The sequence below is a fragment of the Teichococcus globiformis genome (assembly GCF_042646265.1).
Taxonomy (GTDB): Bacteria; Pseudomonadota; Alphaproteobacteria; order Acetobacterales; family Acetobacteraceae; genus Pseudoroseomonas; species Pseudoroseomonas globiformis.
This window is the reverse complement of record NZ_JBHRTN010000010.1, coordinates 372,168-392,153: the sequence shown is the minus strand read 5'-3', so window position 1 is coordinate 392,153 and position 19,986 is coordinate 372,168. Positions and strand designations below refer to the sequence as shown.

The window sequence follows — 19,986 nt, the reverse complement described above, 5'->3', positions numbered from 1 at the left end:
GATGCCCCTCCAGTTCCAGAGGCCGGTCGGACATGCCGCGCCGGCTGAGGCGGGCGGGTATAGCCCGGTCCGCAGGTGGATCAAAGGCTCGGCATCATCCCTGATGACGCGACAATGAGGCCTTGAAGCTTGCCTTCTGCTCCTCTGTGGCTTCTGTCTGGTGAAGAGCCTGCCACTCCTTGTAGGGCATCCCGTAAATGGTCTCGCGCGCCTCGGGGTCGGACATTGGCATCCCCTCGGCGTTCGCAGCCTCCCTGTACCAACGGCTCAGGCAGTTCCGGCAGAAACCAGCGAGGTTCATCAAGTCGATGTTCTGCACATCCGGCCGTTGACGCAAATGCTCGACCAGTCTGCGGAAGGCGGCAGCCTCCAGCCTGACGCGTGTATCCTCATCCATGACACCATCTCCCTTCCATATGGTAGCGCGTCGCCGATCATCCGGCGACGCCTTGTCACCCTGTGTTCGGTCCTATCCATTCCCATATTGCCGCCAAGGATTGGAAAGTTGACTCGATGCGACATTTTTCTGTTCTGGACCTGGCTCCGATCCCAGAAGGGTCCGATGCCACGGTGGCGTTCCGGAACTCTCTGGATCTGGCTCAACACGCGGAGCGCTGGCGTTATCACCGCTTCTGGCTGGCGGAGCACCACAACATGCCTGGCATCGCGAGCGCCGCGACGGCTGTGGTCATTGGGCATGTGGCAGCGGGTACCACCAGCATACGGGTTGGATCCGGCGGCGTCATGCTGCCAAACCATGCCCCACTGGTGATTGCCGAACAATTCGGCACGTTGAACGCCCTGTTCCCTGGACGTATCGACCTCGGCCTCGGCCGTGCTCCCGGAACCGATATGCGTACGGCTCAGGCACTCCGGCGAAACTTGCAAAGCGACGGCGACACTTTTCCGCAGGATGTTCTAGAACTCCAGGGCTGGTTCAACCCCGTCAAGCCTGGGCAGCCGGTGCAGGCCGTTCCAGGCGGTGGGATGCAGATCCCAATCTGGCTGCTGGGTTCCAGCCTCTTCAGTGCCCAGCTCGCCGCAGCGCTTGGATTGCCTTTCGCCTTCGCTTCCCATTTCGCGCCCGACATGCTGATGGATGCTCTTTCCATCTACCGCCGGGATTTCCGGCCAAGCGCGACGCTGGAGCGCCCCTACGCCATGGCAGGCTGCAACGTTGTCGCCGCGGAAACCGATCAGGAAGCCGAACGTCTCTTCACATCGCTGCAGCAGCAATTCCTGAACCTGCGCCGCGGCGCTCCAGGAAAGTTCCCCCCGCCCGCAGCTGACCCCGAAAGCATCAAGCAGGCGGTGAGGCTGAGTGGGGTCCATCGTGCCCTTGCCTGCTCGGCTGTTGGTTCCCCGGATACCGTACGCGCAAGGATCCAGGACTTCATCAAGCGCACGGAAATTGACGAGCTCATGATCAGTGGGCCGGTTTTTGACCATGCGGCCCGGCTTCGTTCCTTTGAAGTGGCCGGTCAGATTTGTGCCGATCTCATCCATCAGAATTCAAACTCTGGAAACTGAACGATGACGCCAGCCGACATCATTTCCTTCTGGTTCGCCGATGGCTTAGACCAATGGCGCAGCGCATGGTTCGTGCGCTCCGAAAGCTTCGATCAGGAGATCGCCGATCGCTTCTCCGCCGGGTTGGACCCAGCTGGCCGCGGTGAATTCGATGACTGGGCAAACGAGCCGGACGGTGCCCTTGCCCTCTGCATCCTGCTTGATCAGTTTCCGCGCAATCTCTTCCGCGGAACTGCCAAGGCCTTCACCTTTGATCAAAAGGCACGAGAAATCGCTTCTCTGGCCATATCTGCCAAGCTGGATCAGTCTTTGCCCCCAACAGCGCGAGTCTTCCTTTATCTCCCGTTCGAACATTCCGAGAGCTTGGCGGATCAGGACCGGTCGGTTGCCTTGTTCGAAACGCTTCGCGAGCACCCTCCACACGGCGAGCCGGGAGGCAGCGTCGACTACGCTTGGCGCCATCACGACGTTATCCGCAGATTCGGCCGCTTCCCTCACAGGAACATTGTCCTGGGACGGCACAATACCGCAGAGGAAGAAGCCTACCTGGCGGGGCCAGGCGCCGGGTTTTAGCCGCTTATCATGGTCTGATGCATCCGCATGGGCGGTGTCCCCGGCGGATCGCCGATCGGCGGTATGTCGGGGGCGTCCGGACTAGGCATATCGGGTCCCGGCGGATCCTCAATAGGAGCGTCCGGTACGTCCGGCGTTGGATCATGATCCGGCTGCGGTGGCATCGGTGCTGGCGGATTATCGGGAGGCAAAGGAAGTTGAGCATGCCAGATCCCAACAGCTGCATCGTTAGAATAATTCACTGAAATCATTGTCATACAAGAAGATCCTCCTCCATGCCGTGATAACGTGGCGGCCATCCAAGCGTTGCGTCTGCCAAGCCGCTCAACCAACCGCAAGTTATGTTGCGGCGCACAAAGCGACGACGTTATAACTCGGTCGGGAAACTGGCTGGGCACGGCCCAACTTTCATAGAGGGTCGTATGCGACGTCGTGAATTTGGTCGGCTCCTTTCCGGAGGATTGCTGGCAACTCCTGCTGTCCTTTCATCCATCCGGTCTGCGCGCGCCAATGAACCGGTGGATGTTGAACTCGTTCTGGCAGTCGATGTCAGCCGGTCGGTGGATCCCGAGGAGCAAGAGCTGCAGTTCAGTGGCTACGCCACTGCTTTTCGGGACCCCCGCCTCGTGGATGGCATTCGCAACGGAGCACTGGGCGCTATCGCCGTCACCTTCTTCACGTGGTCGGATTGGAACATCCAGGAACTCCTTGTTCCCTGGACCCGGATCGACGGTCCTGCCAGCGCGGAAGCCTTTTCCTCAGCGATCGACGCAGCACCGCGCCGCACCCACCTCTACACGTCCATCTCGGGCGCCATCGATTTTGCCTCCAGCCTCTTTGGACATGGCTTTCAAGGAACCCGGCAAGTTATTGATATTTCCGGAGATGGCGTGAACAACTCCGGTCGACTTTTGGCCGAGGCCCGGCGCCAGGCCATTGATCGGGGCATCATTCTGAACGGCCTTGCAGTGCTGGACCGCTCTCCGCCACCGGCTCAGCTTGCGGCGCTTTATCAGCCTCTTGATGAGTATTACCGCGATGAGGTGATTGGGGGCGCAGGAGCCTTTCTGATGGTGGCTGAAGGCTTCGAGGCTTTCGAAGGGGCCGTGCGTCGAAAGATCATCCGCGAGATCGCTGTGAATGGCGGCGATGGACCCAGGGTGGAGCGAGCCTATAGCTGAACCCGTAGAAGCGGCTGAGGAGGATGAAGCTGCACCCCTCCTACTCTTGAAGCCAAGCGGGACGAGGCGCATTGCTGGCTGGCTCCGGCCACCATGCCGGAGTCCAGCTCGAGAGAAATGACACGGCATGGAGCTTCAAGCAGCAGATGGACTGCCCGATAGGAAGCGGCGTGGCGCTGTTCTGGCCATTGCAGCTTCCATCGCATTGGCTGTTCTCGACAGCTCTATTGCCAATGTGGCGCTACCATCCATTGGGGCTGACCTGAAGATCGCTCCATCCACGTCCATTTTGATCGTCAACGCGTACCAAATCGCCATCATCATGTCGCTCCTGCCTCTGGCATCTCTGGGCGAGAAACTCGGCTATGAGCGCGTCTACTGTGGCGGTTTGTTGCTTTTCATCATCAGCTCCTTCTTTTGCGCCACGGCACAGTCGCTGGAGGGTTTAACACTGGCCCGCGTAGCACAGGGCCTGGGCGCCGCGGGGTTGATGAGCGTCAACACGGCTCTTGTCAGGATCATCTACCCTCAGGCGCTTCTGGGCCGAGGAATGGGCATCAATGCCCTGGTCGTCGCCAGTTCCACCGTTCTTGGGCCTGGCATCGCGTCCGGCATCCTGAGTGTCGCGCATTGGCCATGGATCTTTGCCATCAACATCCCGATCGGCATCGCGGCCTTGCTGCTGGCCCTGCGATACCTGCCACGCACACCGCGACGATCCGGCAGCTTCGATGCCATCAGCGCAGTTCTGAGCGCCGCCACTTTCGGCATGCTGATGACAGGCGTGCAGCAATTGACCAGCGGCGCTGCGAGCGCGCTTCCTGTACTGCTGCTGTTGGGAGGGCTGAGTAGCGGCTTTGCGCTGTGGAGGAGGCAGGCAGGACGCGCTGCGCCTCTGCTGCCCGTCGATCTGCTGCGGATTCCGATCTTCGCTTTGTCTATCGCGACATCAGTCGGGTCGTTCGCGGCGCAGATGATGACCTTCGTGACCTTGCCCTTCTTCCTGCAGCACGATCTCGGGCGTAGCCAAGTGGAGACCGGGCTGCTCATGATGCCCTGGCCTCTGGCCCTGATCCTTGTGTCGCCTCTGGCCGGGCGGCTCTCGGACCGCGTGCCGGCCGGTCTGCTGGGTGGTCTTGGCCTCCTCCTCATGGCCATCGGCCTTGCTTTACTGGCTTTCCTTCCGGTCGATCCGAGCGCGTTCGAGATCGGGTGGAGAATGGCGATGTGTGGCGTTGGCTTCGGGCTATTTCAGACACCGAACAACCGCACGCTTCTGAGTGCTGCCCCGCGGGAGCGAAGCGGGGGCGCCAGCGGCATGCTTTCCACCGCTCGGCTCACCGGTCAGACGCTGGGGGCAGCCCTTTCCGCCTTGGCGCTACGAGCCGGAGACGGTAGTCAAAGCCACCTTGGAATTCTGACAGCCGCTGTTATTGCTGCTGCCGCTGCTCTGATCAGCATAACCCGCTTGCGGGCATCGCCAGCATGATCCGCGCAGCACGTCCAGAAGGCCTCATTCCATGAGTGTGCCGACAAGCGCTCCGACACGGCAGCAGATCCTTGACGAAATTGTCAGCCAGACAAGGGCAGCGGGCCATGAGAAATCCGTCTGTCCCAGCGAGGTGGCACGCGCCCTGGTTCAGGACGGCGAGTGGCGTCTGCTGCTTGGGGAAGTTCGCCGAGCGGCCCTGGTTCTGCAAGCAGCTGGTGACCTTGAAATTCTACGTAAGGGCAAACCGGTTCCTGCCGCTGAAGTTCGTGGTGTGATTCGCCTGCGCAGACCCCGTCCTTCGTAGAGCACATCGAGCCAGCCTCTCGCCTTCATGGCACACAGTCCTTGTGGCTTGTCTGACAAGATGACGTGCTGTAGGCGTTGCTCAACAAGAGCCTTGAGAGGGTGGGAATGATGAAGGCAGTTCTTCTGCACAAACATACCCCTACCCGCCACGTGGCGCAGGAGACGCAGATGGGAACCACCAAGCCCCGGGTTTTAGTGACACGGCGCCTGACGGCCAACGCCGCGGCAGTGGCGAAGAAAAGCTTCGACGCCCATATGGCCACCGAGGACCTGGATGTTGCAGGCGTCCTGGACATCATGGGTCGGTGGGAAGCAGAGGCGATCCTGATTGGGCCGAAAGTTAAGCTCGACGCAGATGCTGTCGCGGCCCTTCCCCGTTCGGTTCGGATCATCGCGAATTCCAGTGTCGGCTATGACCACATGGACGCGGCAGCTGCGAAAGCGCGCGGCATCATTGTCACCAACACGCCGGATGTTCTAACAGACTGCACCGCGGATCTGGCCTTTCTACTGCTGCTTGCCGCCAGTCGCCGTGCCTACGAATACGAGGCATTGATGCGGCAGGGCTGGCGGCAAAGCCTGGGCCTTCCGGACATGCTCGGTCTCCGGCCCAGCGGAAAGACACTCGGAATTGTCGGCATGGGCCGGATCGGACGGGCCATGGCGTCACGGGCACGCGGCTTCGGCATGCGGATCCTCTACCACAATCGGCATCGCCTGCCGCCCGAACTGGAGCAGGGCGCGGAGTACTTCCCTGACCTGACAGCCATGCTGCCCCACAGCCAGATCCTCTCGCTGCATCTTCCAGGGGGAGAGGCCGGCACCCTGATGGATGCAGAGGCCTTCGCCGCCCTCCCCAGAGGCGCCGTCTTTGTGAATACCGCTCGTGGCTCGCTGGTTGATGAGGATGCCCTGTTGGCTGCGCTGAGGTCTGGGCACCTGTTCGCCGCCGGACTGGATGTTTTCCGGAGCGAACCTGCCTACGACCGGCGCTTCGCGGAACTGCCCAACGTTTTCCTGACGCCTCATGTGGCCAGTGCCACGGTTGAGACACGCGATGCCATGGCCATGCGGGCGCTCAGCAACATCGACGCGGTGATGGCGGGCGGAGCGGCCCTCGACCCGGTTTGACAAGCCGCCTCACCAGAGAAGGGCCGCGAAAGCAGGGCAGTGCGGCAGTTCATGCTCGTCCCCTAGTGCCAGGAGTCACAACAATCATGCACCGTCGTATTCTCCTGAAGACCGCTGCCCTGGCCGCCCCATCCCTTCTCTTGAGCCGTGAGGCCGCCGCGCAGAGTTGGCCGGAGCGTCCGGTGACCATGATTGTTCCCTTTGCTGCCGGTGGTTCCGCCGACATCGTGGGTCGTGCGGTGGCGCAGCGCATGAGTGCTGAACTCCCCCGTCCGGTAGTGGTCGAGAACCGCGCTGGAGCGGCAGGCGAGATCGGGGCACGCGTTTTGGCCCGCGCACTGCCGGATGGGCATACGCTGATGACGGCGCCCATCAGCACCTTCGCAATCAACAAGGCTTTAAGGCCAAAGCTCGGCTACGATCCCGAAGCAGACTTCACCAACCTGACCCTGGCCGTCACATCGCCCAACGTGCTCGTTGTGCATCCTGGGCAGGTCTCGGCGAACACGCTTGACGAGTTTGTGGCCTGGATGAAGCGGTCTGGTGCGAGGGATGCCTACTCGACCAGTGGTGTCGGCGCCTCGGACCACTTGACGATGGAATTGCTGAAGCAGCGAACGGGAAGCACCATTGCCCACATTCCTTATGGTGGTGGAGCACCGGCGACAACCGACCTCATCGCCGGCAACGTTCAGGCATCCTTTCAGAACCTGGGCTTCATCACCCCTTTCATCCGGGAGAAGCAGGTGAAGCCGATCTTGGTGACGTCTGAGCAGCGTCACCCTCTCTTGCCGGATGTGCCGACTGCCGCTGAAGCGGGGCTGAACGATTTCGTTGTTTACTCGTGGCAGGCGATCGCAGCGCCCCCGAAGATGGACCCTGCACTCCTCAGCACGGTGCATGCATCCATTACCAAGGCTCTGCGCCATCCGGAAACCATCAAACAGATGGAGATGATCGGCTTCACCGTCGTTGCGAACTCGCCCGAAGAGTTCCAGGCGTTTCAGAAAGCGGAGATCGCGCGCTGGAGCCAGGTGGTGCGAGCCGGGAACATCCAGGCCGATTGACCGGAGATAGATGACCGGGGCATCGCACCCCGGCCTCTCTCGCTCTAGTCGAAGCTCAAGAAATTCGGCATTTGGTTGATCGCGGAGGCCGATCGAAGCTTTCCGAGATCGGGCACTGGCCGGGCCAAAGAAGCATCGCCCGCCGTTGCAGCTTCAATTGCACTGGCCACCGCGAGCACCAAAGCATCCCCACCGCGTGGGCCCACGATCTGAAGCCCGAACGGCATTCCGGCACGATCAACCCCTAGAGGCAGGCTGATGGCAGGGTGGCCCGCCAGCGTCACGGCATAGGCCAGGGCCAGCCAATGATAGTAGCTTCGGGTGGGCCTTCCATCGATCTCGGCAGGGTAGAGTTCACTCCACGGCCTGGGTGAAATGGTGATGGCGGGCGTCAGGATGACGTCGACACCTGACTCGAAGAAGGCCTGCCAGCGCCGATACAATTGTGTTTGGATCACGGAAGCACGCGCCACATCCGCAGCCGTGTAGCCGAGACCCTCCTCCACATTGGCGCGAACATTGGGACCAACGGAGTCTGCTTGCTTGCGGACCTTCTCCTCGTGCGCCGCCAGGAAGTTGACAGCACGCAGCACTGCGAAGGCCTCATCGGCTCCGGCGCAATCCGGATGCGCCTCGTCCAGTCCAGCAAAGAGCGACTGAAGGACCCTGATCCGGTCCTGGAAGACGTCACGGATGTGCGCCTCTGTCGGCGCAAATCCAAAGTCCGGCGTCGCCGCCACCCGCAGGGTAGAGAGATCGATACTCTCGTTGAAGGCCAAGCCCCGCCGGACATCAACATCGGGCATGGTGTAGGCAAGAGGATCGAGCGCATGGTCAGCGGCCATGGCTGACATCATCAGCGAAAGATCCGCCATGTCGCGGGCCATGGGGCCAAGGACTGGCAGACTGGACCAGCCAAGCAGACGCCGTTCGGCAGGTACCAGGCCAGGGCTCGGGCGAAACCCGACAATGCCGTTGAAGGCTGCCGGGTTCCGCAGGGAGCCGCCGGTGTCCGAGCCGCTTGCCAATGGAACCATGCCCGTGGCCAAAACGACAGCCGATCCTCCGGAGGATCCCGCCGCCGATCGGGTCGGGTCGAAGGGGTTCCCGGTGGCACCATAGACCGCATTGCGGGTATTCGCTCCGGCGCCGAACTCCGGCGTATTGGTCTTGCCGAGGATCACGCCGCCGGCGGCGCGCAGGTCGGCCACCATCTGACTATCCTGCTCAGGCACATGGTCCCTGAACAACGGACTACCGTAGGTGGTGACCAGGCCGGCCGTGTTGTCGAGGTCTTTGATGCCGAGAGGAAGCCCGTGCAGAAGCCCCAGCGTTTCGCCAGCCATCACCTCGGACTCGGCCTGACGAGCCACCTGAAGGGCGGCCTCCTCATCCATGGCGACCATGGCATTGACGGCGTGGTTCACCTCGCCGATCCGCTTCAGGCAGGATTGCAGCAATTCCACCGGGGAAAGCTTCTTGGTGCCGATGAGGCGACGCGCCTCGACGGCGGAAAGGTCACATGCTTCGGTCATGGTCGGCCTCCTCAATAGCCCAGCGCGCAGCCATCCTTGCGTGGATCGGAGCCGCCGATGAGCACCCCGCGCTCATGATCGATAAAGATGGCTTGGCCGCCGCCATGTGGCTTGTCGATCAGGGTGCATTCATGACCAAGTCGGCTGAGGCGATCCAGCACATCGGTTGGAATGCCACGCTCCACCTGTACCTTGCCGGCGTATGGGAACAGCCGTGGGAAATCGAGCGCCGCCTGGACGTCCATGCCGAACTCGAAATGGTTGGAAAGGAACAAGGTCTGCCCCATCGGCTGGAAGTGCCCGCCCATAACCCCGTAGGGCATGATGGCACGGCCGTTCTTCATGACCATGCCGGGGATGATGGTGTGCATCGGACGCTTATTGGGCGCGATGCAGTTTGGATGACCTTCCTGAAGGCGGAACCCGAAGCCGCGATTCTGCAGCATCACACCGGATTGCTCGGCCAGGATTCCGGAGCCGAAGCTCTCGAAAAGGGAGTTGATGAAGGAGCAGGCGTTGCCGTCCGCATCGACGACGCAGAGATATACGGTGTCGCGGTGCTTCGGCAGCCATTCGGCACTTCCCGCCTCCGGCAATTCACGCATAGCTGCGCCGTCATCGATAAGGGCCCGAAGTGCGGCAGTGTAGTCCGGGCTGGTAAGGTGGGCCACAGGCACTTCCGCCATGGCAGGATCGGCCAGGAAGGCGTCCCGATCACGATAAGCAAGGCGCCCTGCCTCCACATGGCGGTGAAGGCGCTCCACTGACAGAGGTCCCGCTTCAGGCGTCTCAAAGCCGCCGAGAATGCCGAGCATGGACAGGACCAGGAGCCCCGAACCGTTCGGCGGGCATTGGAAAACATCCATGCCCCGCCAGCTCGATTGGATAGGCTTTACGAATTCGGCGGCACTGAGACCTTTGGCGAAATCTTCCTCCGTGTGGCTGCCGCCGGCGGCCCGAAGGGTCGCCACCATGTCGGCGGCCACCTCTCCCTCATAAAAGGCCTTCGCGCCCTTCTCGCCAATCGCGCGAAGGGTCCGGGCCAGCGCGGGTTGCGCGAAAACGTCTCCGACGCCGTAGGCCTTGCCATCTTTCAAGAAATGCCGCGCGGTCGCGGTCTGCCGCGAGAGTTTGCCAACGCTCGCGCTCCAATCGCTCGCAACTCGTGCATGAACCGGATGCCCATTCTCCGCCAGCCGGATGGCGGGCAGCAGGATCTGGCTCAAAGGAAGCTTGCCATGGGCTGCATTCAGCTTCTCCCAGGCGGAGATGGCGCCGGGCACCGTCACGGAATGTGCCGACGTGCTGACCATGGCGGTGAGACCATCGGAGCGAAGCCGCTCCGGCGTCGCTCCTGCAGGCGCCCTGCCCGATCCGTTCAGGGCAACGACTTCTCCGCTACCGGCCGGCGCATAAAGGCAGAAGCAGTCGCCACCGATGCCGGTGGATTGCGGTTCAACTACAGCCAGCACCGCGCAAGCTGCAATGGCCGCATCCATGGCATTGCCGCCCTGCCGCAGGATGTCCAACGCCGTCAGCGTAGCCACAGGCATAGAGGTCGCTGCCATGGCCTGGGTGGAAAGAACGGCGCTTCGGCCTGGAACGTGGAAATCGCGCATGTTGCTGTCCGAGTATCTTCTTGGGGCGCAGACGCTGACACGTAAGGAGCCTGGCATCAATCCGCCTACTTCCTCAGCAGGACAGCCTGCGCTATCGGGACGGAATGGAAGCCACAGCATCGATGGAAGATTTCGGGCGGCTCGATATCCGTGTGGGCACGGTGCTCGATGCCGAATTGCTGGCCGGCGCACAGAAGCCCGCCGTGAAGCTCACGGTGGACCTGGGATCTGAGATCGGGCTGAAGCAGTCATCGGCGCAGATTACGGTCCACTATGTGCCAGACCGACTGATCGGACGGCAGGTTCTTTGCGTCGTCAATTTTCCGCCCCGCCGCATCGCCGGGTTTCAGAGCGAAGTCCTGGTGCTCGGGCTGCCCGATGCTGATGGTGCGGTGGTTCTTCTCAGGCCCGATTTCCCCGTCCCTAATGGCGGCAGGATGTTCTGACCCATGGCTCATCGCTACTATACCGTCAGCTGGGACCAGCTCCATCGTGACAGCAAGGCGCTTGCCTGGCGGCTGATCGAGAAAGGTCCGTGGACCGGCATCGTGGCCATCACCCGCGGTGGCCTCATCCCGGCCGCGATCGTGGCCCGTGAATTGGACTGCCGCCTGATCGAGAGCGTCTCCGTGATCACCTATGAAGAGGAGACGCGTCGTGAGCCGAGGGTCGCCAAACTGCCGGCCGCAGCAGGCGACGGCTCAGGATGGCTGGTGGTGGATGACCTCGTCGACACAGGTACGACTTTGAAGGTCGTACGATCTCTGCTGCCCAAGGCGCATTTCGCGACCGTCTATGCCAAGCCGGCCGGCAATCCGCTGGTTGATACCTTCATCACGGAAGTCAGCCAGGACACCTGGATCCTCTTCCCGTGGGATACGGAGCCACAATTCGTGGCTCCGATCGCGAGGTCTGCCCAGCCGAAGTGAAGCTGGACGGTCGCACTCAGTAGCCGAGATCCGGCCTGATGCGGTTGGGCAGGGGGCGGCCGGCACGCTGCGCCCTGATGTTCTCCATGAGAATATCCAGGCTGCTATCATTGTAGGTGATGGGATCATCGGCCGACATGTGCGGTGTGATGAACAGTCCCGGCGTGCGCCACATGCGATGGTTGGCCGGCAGGGGTTCGGGAACGGCCACATCCGTTATTGCACCGCCGAGCTGACCACTGTCCAACAAATCGCACAGGGCGTCCTGATCCCAGAGGGGGCCTCTGCCAATGTTGAAGAGCTTTGCACCCTTTGGCAGCAGCGTCAGGCGCCGCCGATCCATGAGCCCATGAGTTTCCGGGGTCAATGGACATGCCAGAACGAGGAATTCCGATTCCGGCAGCACAGCATCCAGCATGTCCTGCGGAACGATGCGATCGCAGGCAGCATGTGGATCGGTGCCTCGCCTGACACCAGTGACCCGCATACCGAAGCGGCGGGCATGCTCGGCGATCGCGCCGCCCAAGGAACCTAGGCCGATCACGGTGACATTCCGTCCGGCAAGGGTACGGGCGAAGCGGGGTTTCCAAATCCCTTCCCGCTGCTGATCGGCAAAGTGCGGCATATGGTTGGCCAGCATCAGCAGAGCCATGATGCCAAACTCTCCGGCCTTGGCCGCGTGAGTGCCGCGGTTGTTCAGCAACGATGTCTGCGGTGGCAGCCATGTCAGTGGCAGCAGACGATCAATGCCGGCGGAGGTACAGAAAACCATGCGCAACTTGGGAGCAAGATTTGTCAGGTCTTGCGAGACAAGGTGCTCGTGAAGGATCTTGGTCCAGGTGACCAGGATCTCGGCATCCGCGAGCGCCGGAAGCAGAGCCTCCGGATCGTTCGAGAACCGAGCCTCGAGATCCTGAACGTCAGGATGCCTTTGGCAGGCGGCTTGCCACTGTTCGGGCGTGATGGGGAAGAGGGTTTCGCCGGGCGGGTTCTGGATATGGATCAGCATGAGCGAACCCTCTCACGACGCCGGCCAACGTCAAGACTGGTCGTCGCGAGTGGACGTCAAAGCTGCTGCCGTTCCCCGTTCCGCTGCAGTAGGAACTCCCGGCCCAGCTTGACCCTGGCGATGCCATCATAGGAAACAATGTCTGCAGTGGCGTAAGTCTCGCTCCAGGTGTTCGGAATAAAGCTGCCCGTCCCGACCACATCGATCGGCGCCCTTGCTTCAGACATGACGCGGCATTTGCTGACGCCAAAGCCTGAGGATGCCACGATGCGCACTTTGGAGAAGCCTGCCGCGTCCAGTGCTTCCCGCATGCGCCAGATCGCCGCCGCGGACACACCAGTGCCCACCAAGTGGCGAAGCTCCGTATCAGAACGATACCGCCGGATCGCTCCCGGTACATGCCGCTCAAGGACGGCATAGGATTCCGCTGGATCCAATCCCTGCAGGAAGCGGCCTCCATGGGTGTCCAGGCGAATCGCCATCCTCCCCGATGCGGCCAGGGAGTCGAACCGTTCGCATACGGCGAGACTGTCCGTGACTTCGCGTCCGAAATAGTCAACAAGGACGGTCAGGGCTTCATCCGGGTAGGTCTCGTGGAACATCTCCGCAGCCCGGACAGTGCTCCCTGCGTAACCGATCAACGCATGAGGCATGGTGCCATAGCCGCGGGACTTGCCGAACCAATGCGCCGTGGCGTCATTGGCGCCGCCGATGAACCCTTTGGCGCCTTCCGCACGTGCCGCCGCCCCTCCTACAGAAGCCGCGTACGCCATCATCTCCTGCATCTCGGAGCCTGCACAATGCCGCGCATCCATCGCCAGGAAGGATGAATTCGGCAGTTCCAGGCACATCTGGAAAGCGTTATGCGCAGCCACGCAGGGTGGACCAAGCTTTTGCAGGTAAAGCGTTTCCAGATCGGACAGGTGCCGGAACGAACCGGTTAGATATAGCAGCGGGTCACCAGCACCGACCCACTCGCCTTCCTTATGCATCAGGTCGATCTGGATATCCGTTTGCCGCGCTGCCGCGACCCGCGTGAGCCATTCCACCAGTAGCCGCGGCGCTGCCACTACTGGCCTGCGCATGAACACGGCGTAAGTCACCCTGGCATCGCCGAAGCGGCTGACGATGGCCTTGGTTCGGTTAAAATAGGCATCCGTCCACCCGGCAATGGTGGCGTCTTCGGTTGACGACGGTTCCGCCGGCCGGGTCATTGTGCCGCCAAGGCAGGCGCGGCACCCGTTTCGCGCCGGGTTTTCAATTCCTCCGCCACCAGAAATGCCAATTCGAGAGCCTGTTCGGCATTCAATCGCGGATCGCAGCTCGTCGCGTAATTTGCAGAAAGATCAGCTTCAGTCAGCTGATGCGCACCGCCGACACACTCCGTCACGTCGCTGCCTGTCATCTCCACATGCACCCCGCCTGGCCAAGTGCCTTCAGCGGCATGAACATCAAAAAAGTCACGTATCTCAGTGAGGATGGCATCGAAGGACCGGGTTTTGTAACTGCCCGCCGTGTGCGTGTTACCGTGCATAGGATCGCTGATCCAGACCACTTCCCGCCCAGCCCGCTTCACGGCCCGCAGGAGGGGCGGAAGCTTGTCCGGCAGCTTCTGCGCACCCATTCGGGTGATCAGCGTCAGCCTACCAGGGACATTGGCTGGATTGAGGATCTCGGTTAGCCGGACGAGTTCGTCGGGATCGGTGGTGGGACCAACCTTGAGACCGAGGGGGTTATGAACTCCCCGGAGGAATTCCACATGCGCTCCATCAGGCTGGCGCGTGCGGTCTCCAATCCAGAGGAAGTGCGCAGAGCACGCATACCAGTTGCCTGTCGTCGAGTCGATGCGCGTCAGGGCCTGTTCATAAGGCAGAAGCAGGGCTTCGTGGCTGGTGTAGAAGTCCGTTTCCCGGACCTGCGGCGCCCCGGCCATGCCGCAGGCTCCCATAAAGCGCAGGGTTTCATCGATGCGTGCAGCCAGATCGCGGTAACGGTCGGCAAGTGGAGACCGCTCCACGAAGCCGAGGTTCCAACGGTGAACCTCATGAAGATCGGCGTAGCCACCAGTCGCAAAGGCCCGTAGCAGGTTGAGCGTCCCCGCCGACTGCATGTAGGCGAACTCCATCCGCGCTGGATCAGGCAGCCGGGCGGAGGCATCGAATTCCGGACCGTTGATGATGTCGCCCCGGTATGAAGGGAGGGTCACGCCCCCCTGGGTTTCCGTATCCGAGGAGCGTGGCTTGGCAAACTGCCCGGCCATCCGTCCCAGCTTGACCACGGGCATCGAGCTGCCGAAGGTCAGAACCACCGCCATTTGAAGCAGCACACGGAAGGTATCGCGGATCGGGTTCGGGCGGAAATCGGCAAAGCTTTCGGCGCAATCGCCACCCTGCAAAACAAAGCCCTGACCCTGCCCCGCTTTGGCCAAGGCCGCCTGCAGCCGCCGTGCTTCGCCTGCGAAAACAAGCGGAGGATACCCGGCGAGGCGCGCTTCCATGGCCTCAAGACGCGCCGGGTCGGGGTACTCTGGAACTTGCCGGACGGGCATTTCCCGCCAGCTTCCGGGCTGCCAACTGCGCACCGTCATGACACTCAGCGTCCTCAAAATCCTTCTTAGCCGGTGATCATAACCCCTTCGGCGGCCCGTCGGCTATGGCGGCAGGCATTCGTTGCGCAATCCCACCGCCGCCAGCCGGCCCTGGCCTCAGCGATTGCGGGTGATCAGCCGTCCCGGCCGTTCGCCGGTTGCCTTGCCCTTCGCGAAGGATGCCACGCCATTCGCCCACACCTCCTCGATGCCCACGCTCATCTGTACCGGGTCCTCAAAGGTGGCATTGTCGATGATGGTAGCCGGATCGAAGAGCACCAAGTCAGCGAAGGCCCCTTCGCGCACCACTCCACGATCCACCATGCCGAAAAGGCTCGCGCTGCGCCCGGTCATCTTGTGGATCGCCGTTTCCATGTCGAACAGGCCGAGCTGCCGGGAGTAAAAGCCGAGAACCCGCGGGAAGGTACCCCAGAGACGGGGATGCGGCTTTTCGTCATGGGGGATGCCATCCGAGCCGATGACCGAGAGCGGATGCCGCATGATGCGGCGGACATCCTCCTCATCCATCTGGAACATGACGCATCCGGCAGGAAGCAGCCGTTCTGCAGCCGCCCGAAGGTCCGTGTTCCAGCCGCGGGCAATCTCTGCCAGATCCCGGCCGGCCATCTCTGGATAGGGCAGCGACCAAGTCACAACGGTGCGGATATCGTCCCGCATCCGATCCGGCATCAGCACCGTTGAGCCCGCAGGGTATGGATACATGTCGAAGGCCACCTCCTGCATGCTGGCAGCCGCCTGGATCAATGCCAGGGTTTGCACGCTGCGGCCGTAATTTTCCGGCATGGAGCATTTGTGGTGGCTGATATGTGCCGGCACCCCGATCTGCTTTGCGATCTGGAGCGTCTCCTCGATGGAGGCCAGAACATGGTCTGCCTCGTCGCGCATATGCGTAGCGTAGAGGCCGTCGGTCGTCCGCAGGGCTTCGCCCACGGCAATCACTTCCTCCGTCGTTGCCGCACGGTTGAGGGGATAGAAGAGCCCGGTGGAGAAGCCGGAAGCGCCCTCCAGCAAGGACTGCTTCAGCCGGGAATGCATGCGGTGAATTTCGGCTTCCTTTGCCACCCGGTGCACATCGCCCTGCATGGCTTCCACACGCAGGGTCTGATGCCCGATCAAGGCGTAGGTGTTGACCTCGCTGCCTTGGGATTTCAGCGCGTGGGCGTAATCGCCAAAGCTGTCGAAGGTCCACCAGCTTTCTTCGCCGAGCAAGTCCAGAGGCGCTGGTGGACGCATCTCTGTATGGCGCATGGGCGAAAGGCTGACACCGCAATTACCAACCACAACGGTGGTGACGCCCTGGCTGATCTTGCAAAGCGTACAGGCAGGCCCGCACAAGACGGCCCGATCGTCATGGGTGTGGGCATCGATAAAGCCCGGCGCCACTGCCTTGCCAGTGCCGATAACTTCCCGGGTCGCGGAGGCTCCGCCCAGATCGCCGACGCCTACGATGCGATCGCCGCTGACCCCCACGTCGCCGATCTGCCGTGGCCCCCCGGTTCCGTCAAAAATGGTTGCATCCCGGATAATCAGATCGCAGCGTAAGGCCATGATGGACGGCTCCTTCTAGGCAGCAGGATGTCCCGATCATGCGCCTTCATGACGCTATGATCTAGTCATGCTCGACCGCCCGGGGAGCTCAGGGCCGGGCAGGCACTTAGATCATCTCGAAAAGCAGGCAGCGTCCTCGCACCGCACAGCCTTGTCGTGACAGGAAGGAACAGCAGCATGGCCAATCCCCGATTTGTTCCCCCAGGACCACTGGGCTTCGGAGGTGCCCCGCTTGGAGACATGTTCGCCAAGATCAGCGACGCGGAAGCGATCGCCACACTGGATGCAGCCTGGGACGCCGGGATCCGCTACTTCGACACCGCGCCGCATTACGGCGCCGGCCTTTCGGAGCATCGCTTCGGTGTTGCACTGCGCCAGCGGCCTCGTGACGAGTACGTGCTGTCCACAAAGGTCGGCAGAATGCTCGTTCCGACCTTGCCAGGGGAACTGGCGCACCCCTTTCTTAGCGCCCTGCCCTTCCGCCGGCGACAGGATTACAGCGCCGAAGCCACCCGCCGTTCTATCGAGGACAGTCTGCAGCGAATGGCGATCGGCCAGATCGACATCGCCTTTGTTCATGATTTGGCACCTGATCATCTGGGCGACGGCTACGAAGACGCATACCGCGTGGCCTGCCAGGGTGCGTTCCCCGAGTTAACTCGCATGCGGGAGGAGGGTCTGATCCGCGCCTGGGGCCTTGGGGTCAATCTGACCGAGCCCTGCGTGAGGACTTTGCGGGATGCGGACCCAGATGTTTTCCTGCTGGCTGGCCGGTACAGCCTCCTCGACCTTAATGGCCTGGCGGAACTCTTCCCGCTCTGTTCGGAACGAGGAGCGCATGTGGTGATTGGAGGACCCTACAATTCGGGGCTGCTTGCGGGGGGAACCACCTTTGACTACCAGGAGGCTCCACCGGAGCAGGTTGCCGCACGCGACAAGTTTCTCGACGTTGCCGATAGGCACGGTGTCGATCTCAGGGCTGCGGCCCTACAGTTCTGTGCTGCCCATCCTGTGGTCGCATCCGTCATTCCGGGCGCCAAGCACCCCAACCGCGTTCGGCAGAACGCGGCCCTGATGACAAAGGCTATCCCGGCTGAATTCTGGAAAACGTTGAAGGCGGAAGGCCTTTTGCCGCCGCAAGCGCCCACACCTGCCTGAGGAGGCATGAGAGGGAGCTTGCTCCAAGCTCCCTCCTCTCTCACGCTATCCCGGTCTTGCCGGACTGGCCTGAGGCGATATTGGCGACCCAATGCCCCAAGACCTCGCATCCTGCGGCAAAATCCTCGATCCGCATGGCTTCATGCGGGTTGTGGCTACCGTTCTGGTTGCGCACGAAGATCATCGCGGCAGGTATGCCAGCGGCGGCAAAAGCTGCCGCGTCGTGGCCACCGCCAGATGCCATCTCAAGATGAGAGATCTGAAGCGATCCCGCGGACGCTATCAGCCCGGCACGGATCGCCGCATCCATCGGTGAAGCCTTTGAGCCGGTTTCCTCGCCAAGCTCGAAGCGCACGCCTCGCCGGACCTCGATCTCCGGAACTTTGCGGTGAAGTTCCGAGAAGATCGCGTCCACGCTGGCAGGGTCCACGCTCCTGACGTCCAGCATGAAGGTGGCTTCGCCCGGGATCTTGGTGAAGCCCGCTTCCTCGGTGGTGGCCAGCGTGCAGAAGGTACAAACGAGGCGATGGCCTTGCGCCTCCAGACCAGCCCACTTCTCGTCCAGCGCCATGGCCAGTTCCGCCAAGGCTATGGCGGCATCCCGCCGGTACCGGCGCGGGGTTCCTCCGGAGTGGTTATACTCACCCAGAACCCGACCCTGTCGGAGGCGGCGGCTCCCCGGGATGCCTGACACGATGGCAACCGGGATTCGCTCGCTGTCCAACACCGGCCCCTGCTCAATGTGAAGTTCCACAAAGGCCGCAGTGTTCAAAGGAGTCACGACGGCTTCGCCGGCCGCAGCAAAATCGGGGTCGAAGCCTTCCTGCCGCATATGGTCCGCCAGGCTCTTCCCCGTGTCCTGACGCTTGATCAACAACTCCTCGGCCTTCAGGCGTCCGAGAGCTCCGCGACTGCCAGGGTAGGAGGTCGCGAACCAAGCCCCCGCCTCCTCGGCCCGAGTGGCCATGACCGTGACGTCACAGCCCGGGGTGAAGCCGGCCTGCCGGAAGCCCGCCAGGACGGCGAGGCCGGCCAGAACCCCTGCAGCGCCGTCGAAGTTACCGCCATTGGGAACCGAATCCAGATGGCTGCCGAGCAGGATGCGTGGTGCATTCGGATCCTGCCCGGGCAAGGTCATGTATAAATTGCCCACAGGGTCGGTCGATACCCGGAGGCCCAGGACCTCGGCTTCCCGACGAACCACCGAATGAGCCATGCGCTCACCCGCCCCATAGGCGTCGCGCGTCACGCCCTCTCCATCCAGGCTCTTCTCTCTCAGCTCGTCAAACAGGCGAGCGGCCAACGCCACATCGGGGCGGAGATTCCGGCGTGGACGATCGAGTTCAGACGCCACGCACCACCCCGCCATCAATCAAGTGGACACGGCCAGTGATATAGGCGGCCTTGTCAGAGGCCAGGAAGGCAGCCATGGGACCGAACTCGCGAGGCTCGCCATAACGCCCAACCGGAATCAGCGCTGACCGCTCGGCGACCAGAGCCTCGATACTCTTGCCGGTTTTCTGTGAAGCGGTGGCCAGTGTTTCCTGTGTCCGATCCGTCGCGAAGGCACCCGGCCCCAGAATGTTGCAGGTCACGCCTTCGCCCGCGATTTCTGTGGCGAGAGTTTTGTTCCAGCCGACGATGGCAGCCCGCAGGGTGTTCGACAATGCCAGCCCGGGCAGAGGCTGTACGACGCCCGTGGAGGCAATGGTTAGCAAGCGGCCCCATCCCTGGTCACGCATTGCAGGCAAAAGGCGATTGGCAACCCGGATCGGCGACAGGACGATTCGCTGGAACCAGGTGACCAGATCCTCCTGCTTCATCTCCAATGCGGTGCAGGTCGGAGGCCCACCATGGTTCAGAACAAGGATGTCGATCCCTCCCAGTGCTTCAACCGCGGCGTCGGCCAACCGGTCCATCTGCGCGCCTTCCGCGACGTCGGCGACAATCCCAACTGCCCGGGGAGCTCCCAGCTGTGTTAGCTCGGCAGCTACCTGATCCAGGCTGTCCTGGTTGCGTCCGGAAATCGCGATGGCAACGCCTTCCTCCGCCAATGCATCCGCAACGGACCTTCCGAGCCCCTTGGAAGCACCCATGACCAGGGCGCGCCGCCCCCTCAATTGCAGATCCATGCGGATCATCCTTTACTGTTTGCTTGGGTCGGAAGTTGAGCCCACGGCCGGCCGCTGGCAAGACAGCAATACCACCCGGCGGATTCACTGCGGCACGAGGTGCAATGCTGCAAGAAGGCCAGGGAATGGCCAGGCCCTACCCTCCGGTCTTCAAGGCCCGATGAGCGT

At 62.1% G+C, this 19,986-nt stretch carries 19 protein-coding genes; 10 read left to right on the top strand and 9 right to left on the bottom strand.

Annotated features, from left to right (window positions below; genetic code table 11):
• Nucleotides 1-94: 94 nt before the first annotated feature.
• A complete protein-coding gene (locus tag ACFOD4_RS12690; protein ID WP_379596931.1) occupies nucleotides 95-397 on the bottom strand; it encodes a DUF1244 domain-containing protein in 303 nt (100 codons plus the stop codon).
• A gap of 116 nt (nucleotides 398-513) precedes the next feature.
• Here ACFOD4_RS12690 and ACFOD4_RS12685 point away from each other — a divergent pair, with 116 nt between their 5' ends.
• The 7 genes from ACFOD4_RS12685 (at nucleotide 514) to ACFOD4_RS12655 (ending at nucleotide 7,280) form a co-directional block, all read left to right on the top strand.
• On the top strand, nucleotides 514-1,530 hold the full coding sequence (locus tag ACFOD4_RS12685) for an LLM class flavin-dependent oxidoreductase (RefSeq protein ID WP_379596983.1): 1,017 nt from the start codon (nucleotides 514-516) through the stop codon (nucleotides 1,528-1,530).
• Between the two features lie 3 nt (nucleotides 1,531-1,533).
• Nucleotides 1,534-2,103, top strand: coding sequence for a DUF924 family protein (locus ACFOD4_RS12680; protein WP_379596930.1), 570 nt, complete (start codon nucleotides 1,534-1,536; stop codon nucleotides 2,101-2,103).
• Nucleotides 2,104-2,447: 344 nt separating this feature from the next.
• Nucleotides 2,448-3,284 carry a DUF1194 domain-containing protein gene (locus tag ACFOD4_RS12675; protein WP_379596929.1) on the top strand — a complete coding sequence of 279 codons (837 nt, stop codon included), beginning with the start codon at nucleotides 2,448-2,450 and terminating at the stop codon, nucleotides 3,282-3,284.
• Between the two features lie 127 nt (nucleotides 3,285-3,411).
• Nucleotides 3,412-4,773, top strand: a complete 1,362-nt coding sequence (locus tag ACFOD4_RS12670) for an MFS transporter (protein ID WP_379596927.1) — start codon at nucleotides 3,412-3,414, stop codon at nucleotides 4,771-4,773.
• A gap of 31 nt (nucleotides 4,774-4,804) precedes the next feature.
• Nucleotides 4,805-5,080 carry a DUF3253 domain-containing protein gene (locus ACFOD4_RS12665; protein ID WP_379596925.1) on the top strand — a complete coding sequence of 92 codons (276 nt, stop codon included), beginning with the start codon at nucleotides 4,805-4,807 and terminating at the stop codon, nucleotides 5,078-5,080.
• Between the two features lie 170 nt (nucleotides 5,081-5,250).
• Complete coding sequence (locus ACFOD4_RS12660; protein WP_379596924.1) at nucleotides 5,251-6,213, top strand: 2-hydroxyacid dehydrogenase; 963 nt, start codon at nucleotides 5,251-5,253, stop codon at nucleotides 6,211-6,213.
• A complete protein-coding gene (locus ACFOD4_RS12655; RefSeq protein WP_379596922.1) occupies nucleotides 6,210-7,280 on the top strand; it encodes a Bug family tripartite tricarboxylate transporter substrate binding protein in 1,071 nt (356 codons plus the stop codon). The genes ACFOD4_RS12660 and ACFOD4_RS12655 overlap by 4 nt, the downstream gene beginning before the upstream one ends.
• 44 nt (nucleotides 7,281-7,324) lie before the next feature.
• Here the strand turns inward: ACFOD4_RS12655 and ACFOD4_RS12650 are convergent, their stop codons facing one another.
• Together ACFOD4_RS12650 and ggt are read right to left on the bottom strand one after the other, a co-directional pair.
• Complete coding sequence (locus ACFOD4_RS12650; RefSeq protein ID WP_379596920.1) at nucleotides 7,325-8,815, bottom strand: amidase; 1,491 nt, start codon at nucleotides 8,813-8,815, stop codon at nucleotides 7,325-7,327.
• Between the two features lie 11 nt (nucleotides 8,816-8,826).
• On the bottom strand, nucleotides 8,827-10,434 hold the full coding sequence (gene ggt / locus ACFOD4_RS12645; RefSeq protein WP_379596918.1) for a gamma-glutamyltransferase: 1,608 nt from the start codon (nucleotides 10,432-10,434) through the stop codon (nucleotides 8,827-8,829).
• Nucleotides 10,435-10,538: 104 nt separating this feature from the next.
• Here ggt and ACFOD4_RS12640 point away from each other — a divergent pair, with 104 nt between their 5' ends.
• Together ACFOD4_RS12640 and gpt are read left to right on the top strand one after the other, a co-directional pair.
• Nucleotides 10,539-10,880 carry a tRNA-binding protein gene (locus ACFOD4_RS12640; protein WP_379596916.1) on the top strand — a complete coding sequence of 114 codons (342 nt, stop codon included), beginning with the start codon at nucleotides 10,539-10,541 and terminating at the stop codon, nucleotides 10,878-10,880.
• A gap of 3 nt (nucleotides 10,881-10,883) precedes the next feature.
• Complete coding sequence (gene gpt, locus ACFOD4_RS12635; protein ID WP_379596914.1) at nucleotides 10,884-11,363, top strand: xanthine phosphoribosyltransferase; 480 nt, start codon at nucleotides 10,884-10,886, stop codon at nucleotides 11,361-11,363.
• A gap of 16 nt (nucleotides 11,364-11,379) precedes the next feature.
• On the opposite strand, the gene ACFOD4_RS12630 is transcribed toward gpt, so the two are convergent.
• From ACFOD4_RS12630 to ACFOD4_RS12615, 4 genes are all read right to left on the bottom strand, one after another.
• Complete coding sequence (locus tag ACFOD4_RS12630; protein WP_379596912.1) at nucleotides 11,380-12,372, bottom strand: D-2-hydroxyacid dehydrogenase; 993 nt, start codon at nucleotides 12,370-12,372, stop codon at nucleotides 11,380-11,382.
• Between the two features lie 56 nt (nucleotides 12,373-12,428).
• The gene (locus ACFOD4_RS12625; RefSeq protein WP_379596910.1) at nucleotides 12,429-13,586 is read right to left on the bottom strand and encodes a nicotinate phosphoribosyltransferase; all 1,158 of its coding nucleotides are present in this window, start codon (nucleotides 13,584-13,586) and stop codon (nucleotides 12,429-12,431) included.
• Nucleotides 13,583-14,959, bottom strand: coding sequence for a class II 3-deoxy-7-phosphoheptulonate synthase (locus tag ACFOD4_RS12620; RefSeq protein ID WP_379596908.1), 1,377 nt, complete (start codon nucleotides 14,957-14,959; stop codon nucleotides 13,583-13,585). Before ACFOD4_RS12620 ends, ACFOD4_RS12625 begins: the two co-directional genes overlap by 4 nt.
• A 117-nt stretch (nucleotides 14,960-15,076) precedes the next feature.
• Complete coding sequence (locus ACFOD4_RS12615) at nucleotides 15,077-16,528, bottom strand: N-acyl-D-amino-acid deacylase family protein (protein ID WP_379596906.1); 1,452 nt, start codon at nucleotides 16,526-16,528, stop codon at nucleotides 15,077-15,079.
• Nucleotides 16,529-16,705: 177 nt separating this feature from the next.
• Between ACFOD4_RS12615 and ACFOD4_RS12610 the strand changes: the two genes are divergently transcribed.
• Nucleotides 16,706-17,686: an aldo/keto reductase gene (locus ACFOD4_RS12610; RefSeq protein ID WP_379596904.1), complete on the top strand. Its 981-nt coding sequence runs from the start codon at nucleotides 16,706-16,708 to the stop codon at nucleotides 17,684-17,686.
• A gap of 40 nt (nucleotides 17,687-17,726) precedes the next feature.
• Here the strand turns inward: ACFOD4_RS12610 and ACFOD4_RS12605 are convergent, their stop codons facing one another.
• Nucleotides 17,727-19,040 carry a Zn-dependent hydrolase gene (locus tag ACFOD4_RS12605; protein WP_379596902.1) on the bottom strand — a complete coding sequence of 438 codons (1,314 nt, stop codon included), beginning with the start codon at nucleotides 19,038-19,040 and terminating at the stop codon, nucleotides 17,727-17,729.
• A complete protein-coding gene (locus tag ACFOD4_RS12600; RefSeq protein WP_379596900.1) occupies nucleotides 19,030-19,818 on the bottom strand; it encodes an SDR family oxidoreductase in 789 nt (262 codons plus the stop codon). Before ACFOD4_RS12600 ends, ACFOD4_RS12605 begins: the two co-directional genes overlap by 11 nt.
• Between the last annotated feature and the right edge of the window lie 168 nt (nucleotides 19,819-19,986).

Bases quoted from the DNA above. Each gene is read 5' to 3' on its own strand.
- ACFOD4_RS12625 (WP_379596910.1), bottom strand. From the start codon at position 13,586: ATGACCCGGCCGGCGGAACCGTCGTCAACCGAAGACGCCACCATTGCC.
- ACFOD4_RS12610 (WP_379596904.1), top strand. From the start codon at position 16,706: ATGGCCAATCCCCGATTTGTTCCCCCAGGACCACTGGGCTTCGGAGGT.
- ACFOD4_RS12665 (WP_379596925.1), top strand. From the start codon at position 4,805: ATGAGTGTGCCGACAAGCGCTCCGACACGGCAGCAGATCCTTGACGAA.
- ACFOD4_RS12600 (WP_379596900.1), bottom strand. From the start codon at position 19,818: ATGGATCTGCAATTGAGGGGGCGGCGCGCCCTGGTCATGGGTGCTTCC.
- gpt (WP_379596914.1), top strand. From the start codon at position 10,884: ATGGCTCATCGCTACTATACCGTCAGCTGGGACCAGCTCCATCGTGAC.
- ACFOD4_RS12650 (WP_379596920.1), bottom strand. From the start codon at position 8,815: ATGACCGAAGCATGTGACCTTTCCGCCGTCGAGGCGCGTCGCCTCATC.
- ACFOD4_RS12670 (WP_379596927.1), top strand. From the start codon at position 3,412: ATGGAGCTTCAAGCAGCAGATGGACTGCCCGATAGGAAGCGGCGTGGC.
- ACFOD4_RS12615 (WP_379596906.1), bottom strand. From the start codon at position 16,528: ATGGCCTTACGCTGCGATCTGATTATCCGGGATGCAACCATTTTTGAC.
- ACFOD4_RS12680 (WP_379596930.1), top strand. From the start codon at position 1,534: ATGACGCCAGCCGACATCATTTCCTTCTGGTTCGCCGATGGCTTAGAC.
- ACFOD4_RS12685 (WP_379596983.1), top strand. From the start codon at position 514: ATGCGACATTTTTCTGTTCTGGACCTGGCTCCGATCCCAGAAGGGTCC.
- ACFOD4_RS12630 (WP_379596912.1), bottom strand. From the start codon at position 12,372: ATGCTGATCCATATCCAGAACCCGCCCGGCGAAACCCTCTTCCCCATC.
- ACFOD4_RS12640 (WP_379596916.1), top strand. From the start codon at position 10,539: ATGGAAGCCACAGCATCGATGGAAGATTTCGGGCGGCTCGATATCCGT.
- ACFOD4_RS12690 (WP_379596931.1), bottom strand. From the start codon at position 397: ATGGATGAGGATACACGCGTCAGGCTGGAGGCTGCCGCCTTCCGCAGA.
- ggt (WP_379596918.1), bottom strand. From the start codon at position 10,434: ATGCGCGATTTCCACGTTCCAGGCCGAAGCGCCGTTCTTTCCACCCAG.
- ACFOD4_RS12660 (WP_379596924.1), top strand. From the start codon at position 5,251: ATGGGAACCACCAAGCCCCGGGTTTTAGTGACACGGCGCCTGACGGCC.
- ACFOD4_RS12620 (WP_379596908.1), bottom strand. From the start codon at position 14,959: ATGACGGTGCGCAGTTGGCAGCCCGGAAGCTGGCGGGAAATGCCCGTC.